Below are 20,598 nucleotides of genomic sequence, written 5' to 3'. Positions count from 1 at the left end.
AACACTATAAATATATGAAAATAGGATCAATTAACAGTCTTGCCTATACCATAGGAAGACTTACTAGAATCATTATGCGAACATTTGTATTTTTTTTCTGTACCGTATCATTCGCATTATCGTCCAAATCTGTTTTTTCGCAAAATTCCAAAGTTGAAATCAACACAACACAGACTGTGAATGTTGATGAGGTATTTAACATTATCAAAAAGCAAACGGACTTCAAATTCATGTACCCCTCAAATCTTTTTGCGGATGTACCACAGGTAACACTCGAAAAAGGGATTTTTAAGGTAAGTGAGTTGCTGGACAAGAGTTTAGCTTCCGGCAATTTCGAGTACACAATTTCAAGGAAAAATGTTATAAAGCTACGTCGTTCAAAAAGCGACACTAGTACGCCGTTGGACCAGCAGACCTTTGTGATAGAGGGAACGGTAAGCGACGAAGCGGGAGTGCCTTTACCTGGAGCAAGTGTATTTGTGGCCACGGACAACTTTGGCTCCAATAGCGCGAACAATGATTTTATTATTAAGGGAACGCAGACCGACTTTGATGGTAAGTTCACCTTAGAGGTTTCATTAAATCAATTTTTAACGGTCTCCAGTATAGGTTTTGAAGATTACGAGCAAAAAATCACTACGGAACAGAGACAATATACCATAGTATTAAAAGAATCCGTCAATGAATTGGACGAGGTTGTTTTGACGGGTTATACCAAAACTGATATAGAAAAGTCCGTTGTTGCAGCATCAAAAATCGTTAAACGTGATCTGGCCCGTCAAAAAGTGGTAAATCTTGATGATCAATTGCAGGGTCTTTCGCCTGGTCTCAACATTAATCAGGTGCCACAGGATGGAGGCAGAACAGGATTGGAACTCGTTCTAAGGGGCATTAGTACCTTTGATACGCCAAACTCCAGTGCAAGTAGAGCTGTCAATCAACAAAATTCATTGAACAGACAACCTTTGATCGTATTGGACGGTTTTCCGTACGAAGGGCCGTTCAACGATATAGACCCCCAGACCGTTGAGACCATAGATGTATTACGAGATGCCTCCGCCACCGCTATTTGGGGTTTGCGCGCTTCTAACGGGGTCATTGTCATCACCACGAAAAGAGGAAGTACCGTTGGCTCAAAAACCCGAATAACCTTTACATCCAATACGACCATAGGTACCAAACAAGATTTGTCAAATCTTGGTATTGCAGATGCCGCGACCACTATAGAAGTCTACAACAGGCGTCAGCAAGTTTCACCTTTCAGTACGGTTGCATTGAACGCATTCAACGAAGGTGCCTTCGGAAGGTTGGCGCGTTATGCCAGAATTTCCGCGTTTGACAATATATGGGCCGACTTCTATGCTGCCAATCCCGAGTTTATTGATGATCCCGGAAATCCTGATGCAGTGTTTTCCCCGAGCAGTATTGCCGAAAGAGATGCCCGCCTTGCGGAATTGGCCAAAAACAATGTTTTGAACGATTTTGAGCGATTGTTGGTGAGTCCCGGTTTTATAACACAGAATTCCCTAAGTATTTCTGGGGGCAACTCTTTCAATAGTTATAGTTTTACCTCAACTCTTATTGATGAAAAAAGGCCAGATGTTGGCGATGAATTTAGTCGTATTAACCTAAGTTTAAACAACGATATTAATTTATCCGAAAAACTCAAGGCTGTTTTGGATGTTTCGCTCGCCTCATCTAAAACAAACGACAACGGTATCGGTGTTGGAGAATTGTTCGGCAACTCGCTTACATCGATCACACCATCGATCAATATTTTTGATCGTTTGGTCGATGATGCCGGTAACCCGTTGAATACCTTGGACATCTATTCTGGAAATCGCGAAGAGTTTTTAGGATTGGGATTTGACGACCCTTCATTTAGTCCTGTACTAGATCAAAGATTGCGAGATAATGAAACTAGGACCTTTAACCTTCGTTTGGCGGCCGGTCTTAATTATAAGATTGCCGATGGATTGAGTGCAGACCTCAAGTACCAGTTCAATCAAATCACCACAGAAGTAAATAATGTAAAACCTCAAGATCTTTTTGAGATACGTACGCAGAACAATCTTTTTATTTCAGAAGTGGTAAGTCCAGAAAACCCTTTCGTACAAAGATTGGTTCCCTATGGTGGTACCTTGGAAAACGAAAAGACCACACTGACCAATACTGTACTTAGAGGATTCTTGAACTACGACAAAAGTTTTGAGGGCGGGCATTCGGTATCCGCACTGTTGGGAATGGAATTTTCTGAAAGTATTAACGATTTGAACCGCCGCGTGCTTTTCGCTTACGATGATAGAACGGGACTTTCCGATCGTTTTTTCAGTCCTCCCCCGGTCAACAGCGGTGTTGCTTCCTACCTTGTGCCCGATGGCTCGCCTTTTGATGGATTCGAAGCACGTTCCCTGAACAATTTCTTGCCCGAGATCACCAATCGGGCGGTATCGACCTTCACCAACGTTGCATACAGTTACAAGAACCGTTACAATGCTAATTTTTCGGGAAAGATTGATCAAGCATCGGCTTTTGGAATCAACGAACGCTTGAGCAAACCTTTACTATGGTCCGTAGGTGCATCTTGGAACCTCAACAAAGAGGAATTTTTTAAATCGGAATGGATCGATAATCTTAAATTGAGGGCATCCTATGGTAAAAACGGGAACCTTAGAAGGGGACTGACTACCGTTGTGAGTATTGAATTCGATAACCCTGATACGGTAAATAACACTCCTTTTGCACGTATTGCGAGTCCCGGAAATCCCAACCTAAGTTTTGAAAATACGATTACAACGAACCTTGGTCTTGACTTTGGATTTTTCAATCGCATCATAGGTACCTTGGATGTGTACGACAGGCAGTCAAGAAATTTACTGACCCAAGATATCGTGAACCCCACCTTTGGCCAATCCACATTTCAGACACTGGCCAACAATGGAGCCATCTCGAACAGAGGTATAGAATTGAACCTGAATATCGATTTTATTAAAGGCGAGGCATTTAAATGGAATACCAATCTGAACATCAGCTATAATGAAAACAAGGTGCTACAGCATGGTTTTAATGCTCCACAGGATTTCACCGATTTCTTCATTCTTGAAGTGGAGAACGGTATTCGAGAGGTTATAGGTGAAGATTCAAGCGTCAGGTTACGGTATGATTGGGCAGGGTTGGATCCCAACGGAAATCCGCAGGTCTTTAACGACAATGGCGATACCGTTGGTTTTGATGATTTGGGAGAAGCTCCTACCGCTGCCGGATTGGTTACGACAAAACCTTTTAATGCTCCCGGTTTTGGGGGATTAAGAAACAGTTTTACCTATAAAAATTTCACCTTGTCCGCATTGGCCACCTTCAAGTTCGGGCATGTTTTTCAAGAAAATCTGGATAATAAATACCTGTCCGGCTTTTCAAAGGTTTTTCAAGAAGATATTGCAAGGGCTTGGCAAAGACCAGGTGATGAAAATTTCACGGACATTCCGGTACTGGCGAGAAACGAAGAAGAATTTCAATCCCTCACCCGGCAACAGTTTTTTACGTTGTCCAACTACGGAATACATGATGCGTCACATATACGTTTGAGGGATATCACCTTGGAATACGGGCTAGACAAAGCGATTGTGGACCGTTTAGGAATGACCAATGCGAATTTCACCTTTCAAGTGAGAAACCTTGGCTTATTATGGAAGGCCAATGATGTTGACCTAGATCCGGAATCGGTTCCGTTTTCAGGAGAAGCCAGTACGTTGGACACAGAAGTGTTCCCAGGGGCGTTCCGCCCGGGTATAAGAATACCGGTATCCTTTGTTCTTGGAGCTACGTTAAATTTTTAAAAAAAAGCAGATTATGAAAAAATATATATCCTTATTTATGGTTACCCTTTTTTTGGGACTTTTTGCATGTGATAATTATGTTGATATTGACCCAAGGGCCAATGCTCTAGCCGAATCGCTGGAAGATGTTGATTTGTTGCTCAACAATGGTGCGGATTTGAATACATTGGGATTGGGTGCCAATTCCATACCCGCTTTGATCAATGATAATATCCGGATAACTTCTAATGAAGTTGATGTGCTGAAATCCGATCAATCAGGACTACCCTTTGCACAGATTTATGAACTGGAAACGCTGTTTTATAATTCGTCCCAAAATGACCTGGTTTGGCAGACCTATTATAACCAGATCGGTGTGGTCAACTATGCCCTCCAAGTATTGGAACCATTGGAGAATAGTCAAAAGAAGAATGAATTGACCGGTGACGCACTGATTCATCGCGCATTGTCATACTTCAAGTTGGTCAATATCTATGGGCCTCATTTTGGATTACCAGAGGCAGATAATGCAAACTCCGGTGTTCCATTGATTACCGTTTTTGGCGATATTACAGTGCAGGTTCCCCGTAATACGGTAAATGAGGTGTACGAATTTATATTAAATGATATCAACACGGCCATACCGTTGCTTCCACAGAACAGCCCTACACCATCCAGGCCCAACAAAGCTGCGGGCTATGGCCTTTTGGCAGAAGTCTTGTTACATACAGGCGATTATGAAAACGCCCTCTTAAATGCCGAGATAGCTTTATCATTTAAAAGCGACCTTTTAAATTATAATACGGAACTACTGGCAGGACTCCCGGAAAACATAGAAAACAAAGAAAGTATTTTTTTAAAGGAGACCGTTGTAGAATCTTTCTTCAACTCCTCGACATTCAATACGGTGGTATTCGGCACGTATTCGGAAGAATTGTTGGCCATTAGCGATGTTGATAATGATCTGCGCGTTAGTCTTCTTCTTGAAAGGGATTTTATATCGGATAATCTTCAGCTGCCTAATTTTACACCACTTCAAATTGGGGTTACCGTGCCCAATCTTCTCTTGATCCAAGCGGAATGCTTGGCCAGAACAGGAGATATTACAGCGGCCATAGATGTGGTCAATGAATTGAGGGCTAATCGGTTTGACGCTGATTTTGTCGCTGAAGGCGGGCATCTTTTGACCGTATCTAATCAAGAAAACGCCTTAGAACAGATCATTAATGAAAGAAGGCGCGAGTTCAACGTATGGGGAAGACGTTTCTTTGATATCAAACGTTTAAATGCCATTGAAAATGCCAATATCTCTTTGGTACGTGATGGTGTGACCTTTGCCCCGAACAGTATTAATTGGGCAGCTCCTATTGCTACGAATGTCATCAATAGCAGTAACGGCCAGATTGTTCAGAACCCGAGAGAGTAAACCTAAAAAACAAGATCAGAATTTTTTATGAATGTCTATATAATATCGATAGGCAATGAGATTGCTCTGCCTTGACAAATAGTAAAAAAAGGAAAAGCCTACAAAAAATGGCAAATAAATAAATTAAAATATCGGGAGATACCTATGGAAGATAAAATTGTAAGTATTCAAAACCTATCACATAAATACTCCAATGATTGGGCAGTAAGAAATATCAATTTTGATATTGATACCAAAGGTATTTTAGGATTGCTCGGATCGAACGGTGCGGGCAAATCTACCATTATGAACATTCTGTGCGGTGTGTTGAACCAGACAGAGGGCAATGTGCTCGTTGATGGTATAAACCTTCGCGAAAATCCCGTAGAAGCCAAAAAGAGAATTGGTTTTCTACCGCAAAAGGCACCCTTATATCTTGATAATACCATAGATGAATATTTGGAACACTGCGCCTATTTGCGACAGATGAACCCAAAGAATATTCCCGGTGCAATGACCACTGTAAAAGAAAAGTGCGGCCTGGGCCATTTTAGCAAAAGGTTGATCAAAAATTTGTCCGGGGGCTATAAACAGCGCACCGGTATTGCAGGGGCTATTATACACGACCCAAAAATCGTGATTTTGGATGAACCTACAGTAGGTCTGGATCCTATACAGGTTGTCGAGGTTCGGAAGATTATTGAAGGAATCGGCAAAAACAGGGCCGTGATATTTTCTTCTCATGTAATGTCAGAAGTACAGGCGCTCTGTACCGATCTTAAAATGATCGATCATGGCAATCTGGTCTTTTCCGGTTCGGTAAAGCAATTCAATGAATACATAGAACCGAACACAATTCTCCTAACCTTTAAAAACTGTCCGCCCTTAACGGAATTGGAGGCCATCGACGGCATAAGCCTTGCTGAGGCACTTACCAATGAAAAAGTGCGCATTACTTTCAACACCTCTCAAGAGATTGCGGAACGTATTGTGGAAACAAGTGTACGGAAAAGTTGGCGACTCCGAGAGATTACTGTAGAACGGAGTTCGTTGGAAGATGTTTTTGCCAAGATTACAAGTGATTTAGAAAAAAAAGAAAAGGTTGCCTAATATGAAAACTATTTTAAGAATTGCCAGATTTGAACTGAGCACTTTGTTCTATTCCCCTATTGCGTGGTTGGTACTTGTTATTTTTATCGTACAGTCCTCGTTTGAGTATCATAGTTCTATCGATACGGTAATCAGTTTCTTCAAGTTCGATTTTCCGATGCCCAAAGGATTTACCTTTGGTGTGTTCTCCGATCCCAATACAGGTTTTTTTGACGGCGTGCTGAGAAATACCTTTTTATACATTCCCTTGCTTACGATGGGGCTCATCAGCAAGGAAATTTCGAGCGGTTCCATTAAACTGGTGCTCTCCTCGCCCGTAAAGGCGGTAGAATTGGTGCTGGGAAAATATTTTGCCATTGTTGCTTACATTCTGATTATGGTGATAGCCCTCTTACTGTATCTGGTGGCGGCCGGCTTTAGTATAGAAAATGCCGACTATGGACTGATAACCTCGGCCATAATTGCATTTTTCCTATTGGCGTCTACATATGCGGCCATAGGTCTGTTTATTTCATGTTTGACCTCCTATCAGGTTATTGCGGCCATTGGTACGCTATTTCTTTTGGGCGTGCTCAGTTTCGTAGGCACTTTAGGTCAGGGCATTCCCATAATTGAAGACCTCACTTATTGGCTTTCGATCTCGGGCCGGGCCGGAGTCATGGTAGAAGGGCTGATTTCGTCCGCGGATGTATTGTACTTTATCATCATCATTTGTATGTTTCTGGCGTTTGCAACGTTTAAGATCGCCTCTGGCCGGAAGGTTACCTCCAAATTGTACAAGGCTATGCAATATGTACTATTGTTCGGTGCAGTGGCTTTAGTGGCCTACATAAGTTCACTACCGTCTTTGGTAGGGTACATTGATACTTCCAAAACCCAATACAATACCCTGACCAAAAATAGTGAGGAAATCGTGAAACAGATCGAAGGCGATTTGAAAATAACTTCCTATGTCAATGTTCTTGATGGCCTAGCTTCCTTTGCAATGCCTGAAGGGTTGAACAATGACAAAAAACGTTTTGAAAACTTCCAACGATACATCCCCCAAATGCAATTTGAATATGTGTATTTCTACGATACGATTGTCGGGGGCGGAAGTTATTTGATAGAGGATAATCCTGGAGGTGATTTAGGTGAACTCAGCCTAAAGGCTTTAGATGGTTATGGAGTTGAGGGCGATTTGACCGTATTGACTCCGGAAGAAATCAAGGAACGTGTGGATCTATCAAAATACGGGAATAGATTTGTGCGCCAATTGTCATACAAGGATAAGGTGTCTTATCTGAGCATGTTCAATGATATGAAATCCTATCCCGACGAGCAACAAACATCGGCGGCCATGAAATTACTCCTTGAAAAACCGTCCGAAGTAGTATTTACCAAGGGCCATGGGGAACGCAACCCTAACGCGGCATCCGATCGTAGTTACGGCCAATCGATGACGAAAGCGGATTACCGGTATGCGTTGATTCACAACGGATTTAATTTCAGTCAAGTCGACCTGTCGCAAGATGAAATTCCCGGCGAAACCGATGTACTGGTTATTGCAGATCCCACCACAGCTTTTACCGAGGAAGAACTGTTCAAAATTAAAATGTATTTGGGAAAGGGCGGTAATGCTCTGGTTTTGGCCGAACCGCAACATCGTGAAGTTCTGTTACCATTAGCCGATCACCTGGGCGTGACTTTTGTCGACGGGCAATTGCAACAGGACCTGCCCGATTTTGAACCTGAGTTCGTGCTTACCGATTTGAGTCCAAAGGTCGGTGAGCTCTCGAAAGAATTAACGGAAATAATCGGAATCAACAAAATCTCGCAACCTACGGTCATGGGCTTGGAAGCCGATTCGCAATCTGCCTTTAAGGCCTCCCCGATTTTTGTTACCGATGCTACAAATACGAAAACCATGGGCGATAGTATTCCCGAAAGGCCGATTGCCACGGCAACCGCGCTTTTGATGACCAAAGAAAGTTCCGGCAAAAAACAACAACGCATTATTTTCTCCGGTGATGCAGACTGGTTGAGCAACATGGAATATAATAGGCAGTACGTACCAAGTCTGCTAAACAATATAATGGCCACCGAGTTGTTCGGATGGCTGGTAAATAATAATTACCCGATTGACACCAATAGACCCGCGGTAAATGACCTTTCTATCACCCTTGATAGTAAAGGGAAACTATTTTCAAAGATTATTTTGATGGGCATTGTTCCAGGTATAGTTTTAGTCATGGGGATTTTAATATTGATGAAACGTAGAAAAAACTGAGCATGCAACCACACAAATATATCATACCGATTTTTTGCTTAGTAGCAGGTATCAGCTCTTGCGAACAAAAAACAAAACAAACAGTAAGGGAAAAGGCCGATTATATCGTCATAAAAGGAAAGCTCGATAATATCGAAGACCGTGCAAGTATCATCGTGGATAGGAAAGACTATCCACTTTCCCTGAACGAAAACGGAAGCTTTAATGATACTATCCTTGATATTGAACAAGGCAAAGTGGTAGATTTTTGGGTAGATGATTATTTCATGAAATTGTATTTGAGGCCAGGAACCGAAATTGAGATTAATGCCGATGTTGCCAACATTGTTGAAAGCATGTCGGTGTCAGGTTTACCTACCGATGTAACCATCAACAATTATTTTCTGACCAAGGAAAAACTGATGGACAAGGTCAATAGGCAATACGACAAAGAGGAGCGTTACCGCATTGATTTGGAAGAATTTGTATCGGAATATAAAGCCGTTGAAGACTCTTTGTCCAACTTGTTGAATACAAATACGGAAATACCGGAAGTCGTGAAGAAAATGGAGCGCCAAGACCTGGAATTCTATGTTTTGGACGCGCTGTACGGATATAAGATGGTCAAGGATAATTTAGGTACCGATGCCTTCGCTGAATTTTCCAAGGTTTTTATAAACTTTCCTAGAAAGTATCTTGATCAGATGGCTGCTGTGGCATACGACGATTTTGAACTCTACGAATATTCTTTCAACTACAACAACTTTATGGATGCCCGAAATTATGACGCGGCCCTAGAACTGGCAGAAAGAGAAGGAATGGCAATCGAATTGGCCGAGCTTGAAATTGCGAAAGGTATACCGAACGAGAAAATTCGAAATAGGGTGATTTTCAATAATTTTCAAATGAATGTTGACCAAGTAGAAAATCTCACGGAATACTATAATGCCTATATGGCCATGACCACTGAAGAGACAGACAAAGAGCAGGCCACAGAAATCTATAACAACTTTTTGACGATTGCCAAGGGAGAACCTTCTCCTAAGTTTACCGATTATGAAAATGTCAAGGGCGGTACCGCATCCCTTGATGATTTTAAGGGAAAATATGTCTACATAGATCTATGGGCGACTTGGTGTATGCCCTGTATTGCAGAAATTCCGTTTCTAAAAAAAATAGAAGAAGCATACAGAAATAAGAATATCGAATTTGTAAGTATTTCTATAGATACCGATAAGGCCTATAATCGCTGGAAGAATATCGTGTCCAAGAAGGCATTGGGCGGAGTTCAATTGCTTGCCGACAAAAATTGGGATTCACAATTTTTGCTTGACTATAAAGTGGACGGTATACCTAGATTTATCCTGATAGGTCCTGACGGACGTATCGTTGATGCCACGGCACCCAGACCTTCAGATCCCGAATTAAGATTATTATTCGATGAAGTGGGTCTTTAGTACTTGTTTGATATAAAAAATCAAGATGAGTTAATGAATAACTATTAATATTTTATCCGTTTAGAAACAAAATTTGAACACAATGAGAAAGAGAAAGAATCTAAAATCCTGTTTACTTTTACTAGTAGCCTTAGCATATACGCTTCCATCGGCATACGGTCAAAGTTCGACTTCAAAATTCAAAAAAGTAAAAGAGCTCGAGGGCATCGAAGAATATACCTACGTCCCTAACGGCCTGTCATTACTATTGCTACAAGATAATTCCGCTCCCGTGGTCACTGTACAGGTAGTATATCACGTGGGTTCAAAACACGAGGTACCCGGAAGCACCGGTTCTGCGCATTTGTTGGAACATTTAATGTTTAAGGGTACGGAAAGGTATAATAAGCGCAAAGGCACCTCCATTGACAGCGAACTCAACAAAATCGGGGCACAGATGAACGCCACTACATGGTATGAGCGTACCAATTATTTTGAGACCATCCCCAGCGATAAGATTGAACTGGCCTTGGATATTGAAGCTGACAGAATGCGAAATTCTTTGTTGTTGAAAGAAGATAAGGAAGCTGAAATGACGGTCGTTCGCAACGAGTTTGAACGTGGTGAGAACGACTCGGGCAGCGTTTTACTTAAAGAAATGTGGGCAACGGCGTATATGGCACATCCGTACCATCACTCTACCATTGGCTGGAAATCCGACATAGAGAATATGCCCATTAGCGTATTCCAAGATTTTTATAACCGATACTATTGGCCCAATAATGCCACCTTGACCATTGTTGGTGATTTTGAGAAAGAGAATCTTTTCAAGTTAGTAGACAAGCATTTCGGTAAAATAACCAAGGCTCCAAAACCAATTGAGCAGCCCTATACCGAAGAACCAAAACAATATGGCCCTAGAAGGGTAACGGTCAAAAAACCGGGTGAAAGCGGTATTATTAATATCGCCTATAAGATCCCCGGTATTTTTCATGACGATATTCCCGCCTTGAACGTTTTAGGAGAAATTTTGGGCTCAGGTCCTTCATCGATACTACAAAAAGAATATATGGATACGGGACTCACCTACTACGCCTATACCGACGTAACCAATTATAAAGAGGTGAATCTTTTTACCGTAGGCGCAGGCTTTGATGCCGAAACCGACCATGAAGACATTAACAAAAAGCTAATACGCACCCTTGATAGTATCAAGAAGAATGGCGTAAAACAAGAGGATATAAATCGGGTAGTAGCGAAAAAGAGAGCTCAGACCTTATTGTCCCGTGACGGCTCTGATGCTATTTCAGGTGGGCTTACAGAGGCTATTGCCTCAGGAGATTGGACAATCTACATCACTGAAAACGAAAGGTTGGGAAAAGTAACCGCCGATGACGTTAAAAGAGTAGCAAACACCTATTTGGTAGAAGATCAAAGTACAACGGGCTATTTTATTCCCGAAACATTTGATGGTGATGCGTCCGGTCAGACCGGAGCGCCTAGCAATTTTCAGGAAACTGGCGATACCAAGGCATATTATAGAAATCCAAAATACGACAATGCGTTTGTAAAAATACCTCCTTTTACAAAAGAAAAAAGTGTGGGTTCAACTCACCCCGGTGAGCATGCCACCAAAACATCCAAAGAAAAATACCTGCGTAAAAAAGTTGCGGGCATCGATGTCATTTCCGCTAAAACGGCCGCAAAAGGTTTTGTAACCGTTTCGGCGAGCTTTCCCATAAGTGCTTATATGAATACCAAGGGCAACAATCTGATACCTTCATTGACTACGAGTATGCTGTCAAAGGGTACTACCAAAAACGATAAATTCGTCTTTTCCCAAAAATTGGAGCAGTTGGGTGTGGATATTTTCATTAGTGCAGGTACACATTTCATTTCAATGTCCTTTCAGTGTTTATCGGATGATCTACCAAAAGTGGTCGCGCTATTGGCCGAAGAATTGCGCTACCCCCTGTTCGATAAAAAAGAGCTTGACCTTTTAAAAGAACAGACCATTGGCGGACTGGAAAATGCGGTCACTGACCCCTCTACGATGGGCAGTATTGCCTTGTCACAAGCACTTTATCCCAAAGGGCATCCCAACTATGCAGATGACATAGAAACCCGATTGAAAGATGTGAAATCAACGACTCTTAATCAGATAAAGGCCTTCCACAAAACCTATTTTGGTCCTGCTGGCATGCATTTGGTCGCTGTTGGGGATGTGGATGCACAAATATTACATAATGCCTTGGCCAAATCCTTTCAGGGATGGAACGGGGGTATCAAGACCATGGTAGATTACCAAGAACCCGAAAAAACAAAGGCAAAAATAGAGGTCATCACCATTCCAGAAAAACCCAATGCCGAGATGTTCATAGGTATTTATACGGGTCTAAAGCGATTGGACGCCGATTTCCTTCCCTTTTATATTGGCAACCATGCCTTCGGGGCCGGTTTTTCAGGGCGTTTAATGCAGACCGTGCGCGATGAGGCAGGTCTTACCTATAGCATAGGCTCTGGCCATTCGGGACATACGAATACCGGTGGGGATTGGTCCGTGGGCGCCTCCTTTAGTCCTGAACTGTTCCAGCAAGGTTTTGATGCCACTATGGAACAATTGGACAAATGGGCGACCAAAGGGATAACCAAGCAAGAGTTGGAGGACAGCAAATCGAACCTCTTGGGAGGTTTTAAGGTAGGTTTGGCCAATACAGGCGGGCTGTCCGGTACCATTTTGGCCTTGGTGGAAAGAGGGCAAGACCCAAACTACATTGACCAATTCTCAAAAGATATCCAGGCCATAACGCTTGATCAAGTAAATAATGCCATTAAAAAGTATATTGATGTGAAACGGCTTATTGTAGTCAAGTCAGGCTCTTTAGATAAAAATGGCAATCCGTTGTAACAATAATGCATTCTTAAGGAAAGTATATTCCCGAGTTTAGTTGCGAATTAGTCAAAATTAGCAATCCGAGAATGCAGTAGGGGCCATTATTTAAATGGCCCCTTTTAAACAACTTCGTTTCAACAAGAACAGAAACCCAACAATTTATTGTGGAACAAATACACAGTTTTTTTACATCGTAAAGAAGTGCCGTGGGAAAAACTTGGCATCTCGCACAACGTGTGTAATACTTCCACCTAGAAATTACTACCATAATTAGTTATTGGAGAACTTGAAAACAGCTATAAAAATTAAAAATATATAACCATGACTAAAAAAAGCTGGACGGAAAGACATTTCGAATTTTTCCGAAAAGGTATTATAGGACAAGATCAGGTTTTAGAGATCAATGGCAAGCAAGAACGAATGATCTATGCCGATTGGACAGCGAGCGGTCGCTTATATTGGCCCATCGAGGAAACAATGGTTCATAAAGTTGCTCCCTGGGTAGCCAATACCCACACGGAAACATCACTCACCGGTGCAACCATGACAAAAGCCTATCAAGAGGCCAGACAGATTATAAAGAGCCATGTAAATGCAAGCAATGATGACGTTTTAATAAGTTGTGGAACCGGAATGACCGGGGCCATGAACAAGTTGCTCCGTATTTTGGGACTTCGTGTTCCCGAACAATTAAAACCCCATTTGAATATACCCGAAGAGAATCGTCCTGTGGTGTTCCTCTCCCATATGGAACACCATTCCAATCATACCCCTTGGCTTGAAACCTTGGCCAAGGTACAATTGATTCCCCATACAAATGAAGGATTAATAGACCTAAAGGTTTTGGAAAAACTGTTGATGAAGTTTCCCAGGCGTGAAAAAATCGTGTCCATTACCGCTTGTTCCAATGTTACGGGCATAGCACTTCCATATCATAAAATTGCAGGTCTAGCGCACCAGAACAATGCGCTCTGCTTTGTTGATTTTGCGTGCAACGCTCCCTATGTCAATATAGATATGCACCCTAACGATACGGAATACCTGGATGCTATTACATTCTCTCCGCACAAGTTCTTGGGAGGTCCCGGCAGTAGTGGTGTTCTCATATTCAATAAGAGTCTCTATAAATTGAACGTACCCGATAATCCCGGTGGTGGTACCGTGGTATTCACAGACCCTTGGGGGAATCATCGCTACAAAAAAAATATAGAGGAGCGAGAAGATGGCGGTACGCCTGGATTTCTACAGACCATACGCACTGCCTTGGCCATACGATTAAAGGAAAAAATGGGCGTAGAGGCCATAATGGCCCGCGAGGAAGAGATAAACACCTTGGTATTCCAGAGGTTAGAAAGAATAGAAGGCATACACCTCCTAGCGGCACAACACAAAAAGCGGCTATCGATTTTCTCTTTTTATCTAGATGGATTGAACTACGACCTTGTGGTGAAATTGCTGAACGACAAGTTCGGTATACAAACACGGGGCGGTTGCTCGTGTGCAGGTACCTATGGACATTATCTGATGAATATAAACGAGATACAATCACAGCAGATTATGAAGGACAGTGAAAATGGTTGTGTCATCAACAAGCCAGGTTGGGTGCGTATTTCTTTTCACCCTACCATGACCGATACCGAAATAGAATTTGTCTGTGATGCCGTGCAACAAGTGGCTGAAAACGCTAAAGATTGGAAAAAAGAATATCGATTTACGCCTCATGGCTATGTGCATAAAAATCCTGAAAAAGAAATTAAGATAGCAGTAAAGGACTGGTTCAATGAATCAATTATGGAAGCAGTCTCCTAGATTTATATAATGAGAAATACAATTTTACGTAAAAAAATGCAAGTTACCGATACCCTGTTGATGGTTCGCCCGAACCGGTTTTATATGAACAGTGAGACAGCGGTAAACAATTATTTCCAAAAAAACACACATGTTGGGAAAGATAAGATAAACGCCAGTGCTCAAAGGGAATTTGACGGGTTTGTCTCCGTTCTCAGGGAGCGTAACATTCAAGTTATCGTGGTCGAGGACACAAGCGAACAAAATACGCCTGATTCCATTTTTCCCAATAATTGGGTATCCTTTCACGAGAACGGTACGGTCGCATTGTATCCCATGTATGCTGAAAACCGAAGGGTTGAACGAAAACTTGATATTTGGAAATCCCTAAAGGACGCTGATTTTCAAATCGATGATATTAAGGACTATTCCCAAGCCGAAAATACGGGTCAATTTTTGGAAGGTACCGGAAGTATGGTATTGGACAGGGAAAACAAACGGGCCTATTGTGCCCTGTCCGATAGGGCCGACCGCGAGCTTTTTGAGAAATTCTGCCATGATTTTGGCTATATGCCCGTTTCGTTCGTGGCCAATCAAACCGTCGGCAAAAAACGGATGCCCATTTACCATACCAACGTCATGATGTGTATTGCTACCACCTTTGCTATCATCTGTCTGGAATCCATCGATGATCGTGAGGAAAGGGAACATGTGGTGGACCAATTGCGAAAGACTGGTAAACATATCATTCCCATTTCTGAAGAGCAGGTCGGTCATTTTGCGGGGAATATGCTACAGGTCAAAAACACCCTAGATTACGAATATTTGGTCATGAGCAGTACCGCTGCCAGAAGCCTTTCGCCACGTCAGATAATCAACATCCAAAAACACTGTGACATCATACACAGTGAGCTCGGCACCATAGAAACTTGTGGGGGCGGTAGTGCGAGATGTATGATGGCCGAGATTTTTTTACAGAAGAAATAAAGTCTTTCTCTATATAATTTATTGGCCATAGGCTCCGTGTCAAATGCTTTTTATGTTTTACGGTACGTATATCTGTTTCTTAAAGAAAAAATGTACTATTATGAGTCGACGTTATTTAAAATATCAATATTTCCATAACATTTGGGAAAATGAAAAAATCATCAAAATTCAATGTTCCGGAAAATGCGTATAAATATTATTAATTTATAAATCTCTAATGCGACATATATTCACTTGAATGTCAATAAGATATAGAAGTCTATGTTTATGTGGAGCAATATTCATATATACGTAGAATTGAACGTAGAAATTAAAGGACTCACGGAAAAGTCAAAGACGATCAAGATGTAATATTTAAAAGCCAATACCAATCTATTACAACCAAGAAAGGAACAGTACTTTAATTTGACTAATTTTAAAGGAAATTATTATACACTACTTGGTCATTAAAACAAAATATATGCTTGGAAGGACTACCCATTTTCTGTTGTGTAGTTTCCTTTTGTTTTTATTTATGAACACTATTAATGCCCAACAAGAAAACAGTTCTAAAAAAGAGGCAGAGCACGCACAAAATACCGTCAAAAAAATAGGATTAAATGGGAGGGACGGTCCCTACATTATCAACGATACCTTGTATAGGGTCAATTCCAAAAATCAATTGCTCAAAAATGTTAGGTTTGAATCCGATTCTATAGGTGTAATTGCCGATAACGAGGATTCCAATACATTTTATGTATCGCTTAAAGAGAATTATCATATCCCTCCCAGTGAATATGAAATGCCCAATAAATTAGTGGTTATTTCTGATATCGAAGGTAAATATGATGCATTTGCCTGTTTTTTATATTCCAATAAGGTCATAGATGAAAATCACGATTGGATATTCGGTAAAGGGCATTTGATCCTGGTAGGTGATTTTGTGGATAGAGGCAAGAATGTAACCCAAGTGTTATGGTTAATTTATAAACTTGAGCAAGAAGCATTGGCATCTGGCGGACAGGTACATTTTATACTGGGAAACCACGAAGTCCTAAATTTTAAGGGGGATTATCGCTATAATCGAGAAAAATACATCAATGTTGCCCGAGAAATCAGTGGATTGACCGATAAAAGTGAGGCGCTTAAGTATCTATATTCAAATCGTGCTGTTCTTGGGGAGTGGTTAGCGACTAAAAATGTAATTGAAAAAATTGGAGAGTATCTGTTTGTCCATGCTGGCCTAAGTCCAGAATTATTGGATTTTAAATTGAGCTTGGAGGATATAAACCATACCGTACGCCAACAATTCCATAATTCTGAGGATTATGATAATTCAACGTTAGCTTTTCTATACAGCTCCAAAGGACCATTTTGGTATAGGGGTTTAGTGCTATCCCGACCCAATTATTCTAAAATAGAATTTTCCGAATTGGAAAAAATTCTGACATATTATGATGCCGATAAAATCATAATCGGCCATACGCCGGTCAGGACAATATCAACTGATTATGAGGGCAAGGTCATCCGGACAGATGTTGCCCATGGCATTAAAAAATTCTCGGGAAAAACAAAAGGATTGCTCATAAAAGATGGAGTAACTTATATCATTGATGACAAAGGCAAAAAAATGCTTTTACGGTAATTCCTATAACTCCTTAAAATGGGCATCAAGAAAAAGAGTTCTTTCATTTATCCATTTTTTTAAATAGTTGTAATGGTCCTCTAGAGTGGTATTATCCGGCCATACCATAGCTTCCCTTTCATAAAGTCCTTGATCAAGAAAAGCATGATAGTACCGATCTACCATATCGTATAATGTAGCATCGCTCCATTCATTTTCCCTCAGCATTTTCCATCGGGATTTAACTTTCTCCTTATATCCATTTGGATTTGTCTTTAATAAACGGTCAAACAGTTGGTTGCTCAAGATGTCATTGGTGGTCGGGATGCGTTTCCCGTCCTGTATAGTCCCAAAAACCCCATCTACATCCCAGGGAATAAAAAAGTAGGGTTCATCGGCATCAAATCTTCCTAAATAATAATTCTTGCCCAAGTTGTCCGTGGCACGTACCAGATTTACAAAGAGGTAATAATCAATGGCATTATTAATCCTTAAATTTTTTTCGATTTTTTGGACAAATTCTTCATCCGGTGCGGACACGGCCAAAGTAACAAATTTGGACAAATCGTTCCAATGTGCACGGTAATCAATCAATGGGTATTCCATATAAAATCCGGCCCAGTGGGGAAATAAATTATTGAAATCAGGTGCCTTGGTAAAATTGGTTGCCCCTTGGTAGGACTCCGCCTTAAACAGTTCTCCAAGAACTGTATCGCCTACGTGCTTTTTCAACGCCAATTGTTTGCGGTCAACAGATTCGGATAGCGCATAGAGACCAATATATTTCTGATTTTTAAATACTTCTACGAATTTTGAGTCAAAACCACTTTTTGCTTTAGGCTCCTTATCTAGATAATGAGGCTTATGGATGTTGTTCCAAAGCCGTATCGCCAAAGTAGAACGCAAGCGTAAAGGTTCATTGTAAAGACCATCAAGGATCCAATCATCATCTGATCGCAGCCCTTTAAATTGTAAATCCTTGGACTCTTTTGAAACACTATCAACGCGAAATTCAATGTCATAGGATTTTTTTGGAAAAGTCAAGGAAAGATTGCCCCTATGCCGAATTCCCATAGTATTTTTCATGTACTCCCCATCATTGTAGTAAGTGAAATAACCGGGTATTTTATTTTTATCGTTGATTGTATTCGTATCTACAACAATATGAACTATGGGCCACTGTGTGATGAACAACGCATAGTTCTCATCGCCATACTTTAATTGTTTTTCACTGTGATTCGATAAAGTTTCCACATTGCTTGAAATCTTATATTCCTTTTCAAAAACAATAGTATTAATTTCACGATTATTGGAAACTATGGAATCTAGATCATTTGCTTGCCAAATTATTAACTTCCTTTCCGCATCAATACCATAACTACCCTCATCTGCCTTTATACTTTGGGCACTACAGATTCCGTTGAGAAAAAACGATATAAGCAGGAAACCATGCAATAAATGGCTCTTTTTTGTCATAAAGTTCGATTTGTCGTTCATCTTAAATTCTACTGTCTGTATTATCGGAAATATAAAATCATTTTTTAAAAGTAGTACTTTTGACAGGATACTAAAGAAGAACCAACTTCATTTAAGTTTATATGATAGCGGAAAAAACAAGTAAACCATCTTCAAGGACTTTCACCAGTATGTTGAACACTACATTGAGAAATCACTACATGTTGAACCAAATGGTAGACAGAAAGGCTAGAATTATTTTATCGCTGAACGTGGTTATACTGTCTTTGATAATAGGGAATATCTTAAAGAGTACATTAGAATTCAATTCCGTTATTATTGTTCTTTTTGGCGGAAGTATTTTTTGCGTCCTTTCAATTATTTTCTCCGTATTGGCCATCCTTCCGGAAAAGGATAAAAATATGCTTACTGCGGAAAAAATGAAGTCCAATGAAATGAATCCATTATTTTTTGGGAATTATTTGAACATGCCCTACACTTCATTTGAAGATACTATGATTGAAATGAGAGCGGATACCGACTTCGCCCATCGTGCTATGCTAAAAGACATGTACCATGTTGGTAAAATATTGGAACGTAAGCGGAAATTCTTGCGCTATTCAGTAATAGCTATGACCATAGGAATTTGTCTGTCCCTTTTGCTGGCTATCTGTATTAAAGTTGTATTTGTTTGATTTGATATTGATAAAGGACAAAATTAATATGGCACTGAGTATTTAAACTTCTTATTGACTACATTCACTGATTAAAGTGTTTTAGAAGTTGAACAACCTATGAAAATTTTTAAATGCGGTCATTGTGATCACCCGCTATTTTTTGAAAACATCGACTGTGGTAATTGTGGTCACTTGTCAGGTTACCGGGACGATGACCGTCAAATGCTCACCTTTGACCCAACACGTACATCATTACTTTCCGATAGGGAAAAAATAGTGTACAAATATTGTAAGAACCGAGAACATGGCATATGTAACTGGCTCATACCAGAGAATGCTGAAGAGGTTTTTTGCAGGGCCTGTCAACTCAACCGGACCATACCTGATCTTTCCAATAAAATAAATCTTCAAAGATGGAAGAGCCTCGAAGTTGCCAAACACCGCCTTATTTATCAACTCCAAAAAATAGGGCTTGATCTGCGGAGCAGAATGACCCATCCAGACGGGCTGTGTTTTGATTTTATCGCTAAAAATGACAACGCCGATATCATGACAGGGCATGCCAGTGGTGTTATAACCATACTGCTTAGGGAAGCGGACGATGTGCTGAGGGAACAGGCAAAACAGGAAATGGAGGAACGCTACCGTACGCTTATTGGACACCTGAGACACGAGGTCGGTCATTATTTCTGGGAGCAGTTAATCGCTAAAGATCAAAGTGCGTTACGGTCATTCAGGGATTTTTTTGGGAATGAGGAAGCCAACTATGGTGATGCACTAAAAGCATATTATAAAAACGGGGCGCCCGAAAATTGGCGGGACTCATATATAAGCAAATATGCTACGTCCCACCCTTGGGAGGATTGGGCAGAAACCTGGGCGCATTATCTCCATATCATGGATATGGTAGAAACAGCACACTTTTTTGGCTTGGAAGTAAATCATAAGGATATTTTGGAAAATATGAAGATAGCATCCTCTTTTGACCCCTATACCATTGAAGATTTTGAGACCATTGTCCAAACATGCGTGCCCTTGTCCTTTGCCGTAAATAGTATCAATAGGGCAATGGGTATACCAGACGTGTATCCGTTTGTAATAACACCTGCCGTTGTGAACAAGATGAAATTCATTCATCAACTCCTCTTACCTAAGCGAAAGTTGTAACATTAAAATAGCTA

The 20,598-nt window shown here is 40.9% G+C and carries 12 protein-coding genes; 11 read left to right on the top strand and 1 reads right to left on the bottom strand.

Translation table 11 applies throughout. The features are described 5' to 3' along the window. Positions 1-14: 14 nt before the first annotated feature. The 9 genes from ACKWBX_RS03395 to ACKWBX_RS03355 all read left to right on the top strand — a co-directional run bounded on the left by ACKWBX_RS03395 (position 15) and on the right by ACKWBX_RS03355 (position 17,306). Positions 15-3,836, top strand: a complete 3,822-nt coding sequence (locus ACKWBX_RS03395; protein ID WP_413967237.1) for a SusC/RagA family TonB-linked outer membrane protein — start codon at positions 15-17, stop codon at positions 3,834-3,836. A 13-nt stretch (positions 3,837-3,849) separates the two neighbouring features. Continuing rightward, positions 3,850-5,241, top strand: a complete 1,392-nt coding sequence (locus tag ACKWBX_RS03390; protein ID WP_413967236.1) for a RagB/SusD family nutrient uptake outer membrane protein — start codon at positions 3,850-3,852, stop codon at positions 5,239-5,241. Positions 5,242-5,385: 144 nt separating this feature from the next. Then, complete coding sequence (locus ACKWBX_RS03385) at positions 5,386-6,330, top strand: ABC transporter ATP-binding protein (RefSeq protein ID WP_413967235.1); 945 nt, start codon at positions 5,386-5,388, stop codon at positions 6,328-6,330. A gap of 1 nt (position 6,331) precedes the next feature. Beyond that, positions 6,332-8,599, top strand: coding sequence for a Gldg family protein (locus tag ACKWBX_RS03380; protein WP_413967234.1), 2,268 nt, complete (start codon positions 6,332-6,334; stop codon positions 8,597-8,599). A gap of 2 nt (positions 8,600-8,601) precedes the next feature. Then, on the top strand, positions 8,602-10,035 hold the full coding sequence (locus ACKWBX_RS03375) for a TlpA family protein disulfide reductase (protein ID WP_413967233.1): 1,434 nt from the start codon (positions 8,602-8,604) through the stop codon (positions 10,033-10,035). Between the two features lie 82 nt (positions 10,036-10,117). Then, positions 10,118-12,922 (top strand): M16 family metallopeptidase, encoded by a 2,805-nt coding sequence (locus ACKWBX_RS03370; protein WP_413967232.1) that lies wholly within the window; start codon positions 10,118-10,120, stop codon positions 12,920-12,922. A 306-nt stretch (positions 12,923-13,228) separates the two neighbouring features. After that, a complete protein-coding gene (locus ACKWBX_RS03365; RefSeq protein WP_413967231.1) occupies positions 13,229-14,716 on the top strand; it encodes an aminotransferase class V-fold PLP-dependent enzyme in 1,488 nt (495 codons plus the stop codon). Positions 14,717-14,725: 9 nt separating this feature from the next. Further along, positions 14,726-15,682 (top strand): citrulline utilization hydrolase CtlX, encoded by a 957-nt coding sequence (gene ctlX, locus ACKWBX_RS03360; protein ID WP_413967230.1) that lies wholly within the window; start codon positions 14,726-14,728, stop codon positions 15,680-15,682. A gap of 514 nt (positions 15,683-16,196) precedes the next feature. After that, positions 16,197-17,306, top strand: a complete 1,110-nt coding sequence (locus tag ACKWBX_RS03355) for a metallophosphoesterase (protein WP_413967229.1) — start codon at positions 16,197-16,199, stop codon at positions 17,304-17,306. A 3-nt stretch (positions 17,307-17,309) separates the two neighbouring features. Here ACKWBX_RS03355 and ACKWBX_RS03350 read toward each other — a convergent pair whose 3' ends face one another. Continuing rightward, positions 17,310-18,761 (bottom strand): CotH kinase family protein, encoded by a 1,452-nt coding sequence (locus ACKWBX_RS03350; RefSeq protein ID WP_413967228.1) that lies wholly within the window; start codon positions 18,759-18,761, stop codon positions 17,310-17,312. A gap of 122 nt (positions 18,762-18,883) precedes the next feature. Between ACKWBX_RS03350 and ACKWBX_RS03345 the strand changes: the two genes are divergently transcribed. Both ACKWBX_RS03345 and ACKWBX_RS03340 read left to right on the top strand, forming a co-directional pair. Next, a complete protein-coding gene (locus ACKWBX_RS03345) occupies positions 18,884-19,435 on the top strand; it encodes a Pycsar system effector family protein (protein ID WP_413967227.1) in 552 nt (183 codons plus the stop codon). A gap of 99 nt (positions 19,436-19,534) precedes the next feature. After that, entirely contained in the window at positions 19,535-20,584 is a 1,050-nt protein-coding gene (locus ACKWBX_RS03340; protein ID WP_413967226.1) for a zinc-binding metallopeptidase family protein, read from the top strand. Positions 20,585-20,598: the final 14 nt, after the last annotated feature.

It is taken from the genome of Maribacter algae (assembly GCF_047345745.1).
Classification (GTDB): Bacteria; Bacteroidota; Bacteroidia; order Flavobacteriales; family Flavobacteriaceae; genus Maribacter.
This window is presented reverse-complemented; position numbering and strand designations above follow the sequence as displayed.

Coding starts and splice junctions, on each gene's coding strand:
- ACKWBX_RS03370 (WP_413967232.1), top strand. CDS start 10,118: ATGAGAAAGAGAAAGAATCTAAAATCCTGTTTACTTTTACTAGTAGCC.
- ACKWBX_RS03375 (WP_413967233.1), top strand. CDS start 8,602: ATGCAACCACACAAATATATCATACCGATTTTTTGCTTAGTAGCAGGT.
- ACKWBX_RS03385 (WP_413967235.1), top strand. CDS start 5,386: ATGGAAGATAAAATTGTAAGTATTCAAAACCTATCACATAAATACTCC.
- ACKWBX_RS03390 (WP_413967236.1), top strand. CDS start 3,850: ATGAAAAAATATATATCCTTATTTATGGTTACCCTTTTTTTGGGACTT.
- ACKWBX_RS03365 (WP_413967231.1), top strand. CDS start 13,229: ATGACTAAAAAAAGCTGGACGGAAAGACATTTCGAATTTTTCCGAAAA.
- ACKWBX_RS03340 (WP_413967226.1), top strand. CDS start 19,535: ATGAAAATTTTTAAATGCGGTCATTGTGATCACCCGCTATTTTTTGAA.
- ACKWBX_RS03345 (WP_413967227.1), top strand. CDS start 18,884: ATGATAGCGGAAAAAACAAGTAAACCATCTTCAAGGACTTTCACCAGT.
- ACKWBX_RS03350 (WP_413967228.1), bottom strand. CDS start 18,761: ATGACAAAAAAGAGCCATTTATTGCATGGTTTCCTGCTTATATCGTTT.
- ctlX (WP_413967230.1), top strand. CDS start 14,726: ATGAGAAATACAATTTTACGTAAAAAAATGCAAGTTACCGATACCCTG.
- ACKWBX_RS03395 (WP_413967237.1), top strand. CDS start 15: ATGAAAATAGGATCAATTAACAGTCTTGCCTATACCATAGGAAGACTT.
- ACKWBX_RS03380 (WP_413967234.1), top strand. CDS start 6,332: ATGAAAACTATTTTAAGAATTGCCAGATTTGAACTGAGCACTTTGTTC.
- ACKWBX_RS03355 (WP_413967229.1), top strand. CDS start 16,197: ATGAACACTATTAATGCCCAACAAGAAAACAGTTCTAAAAAAGAGGCA.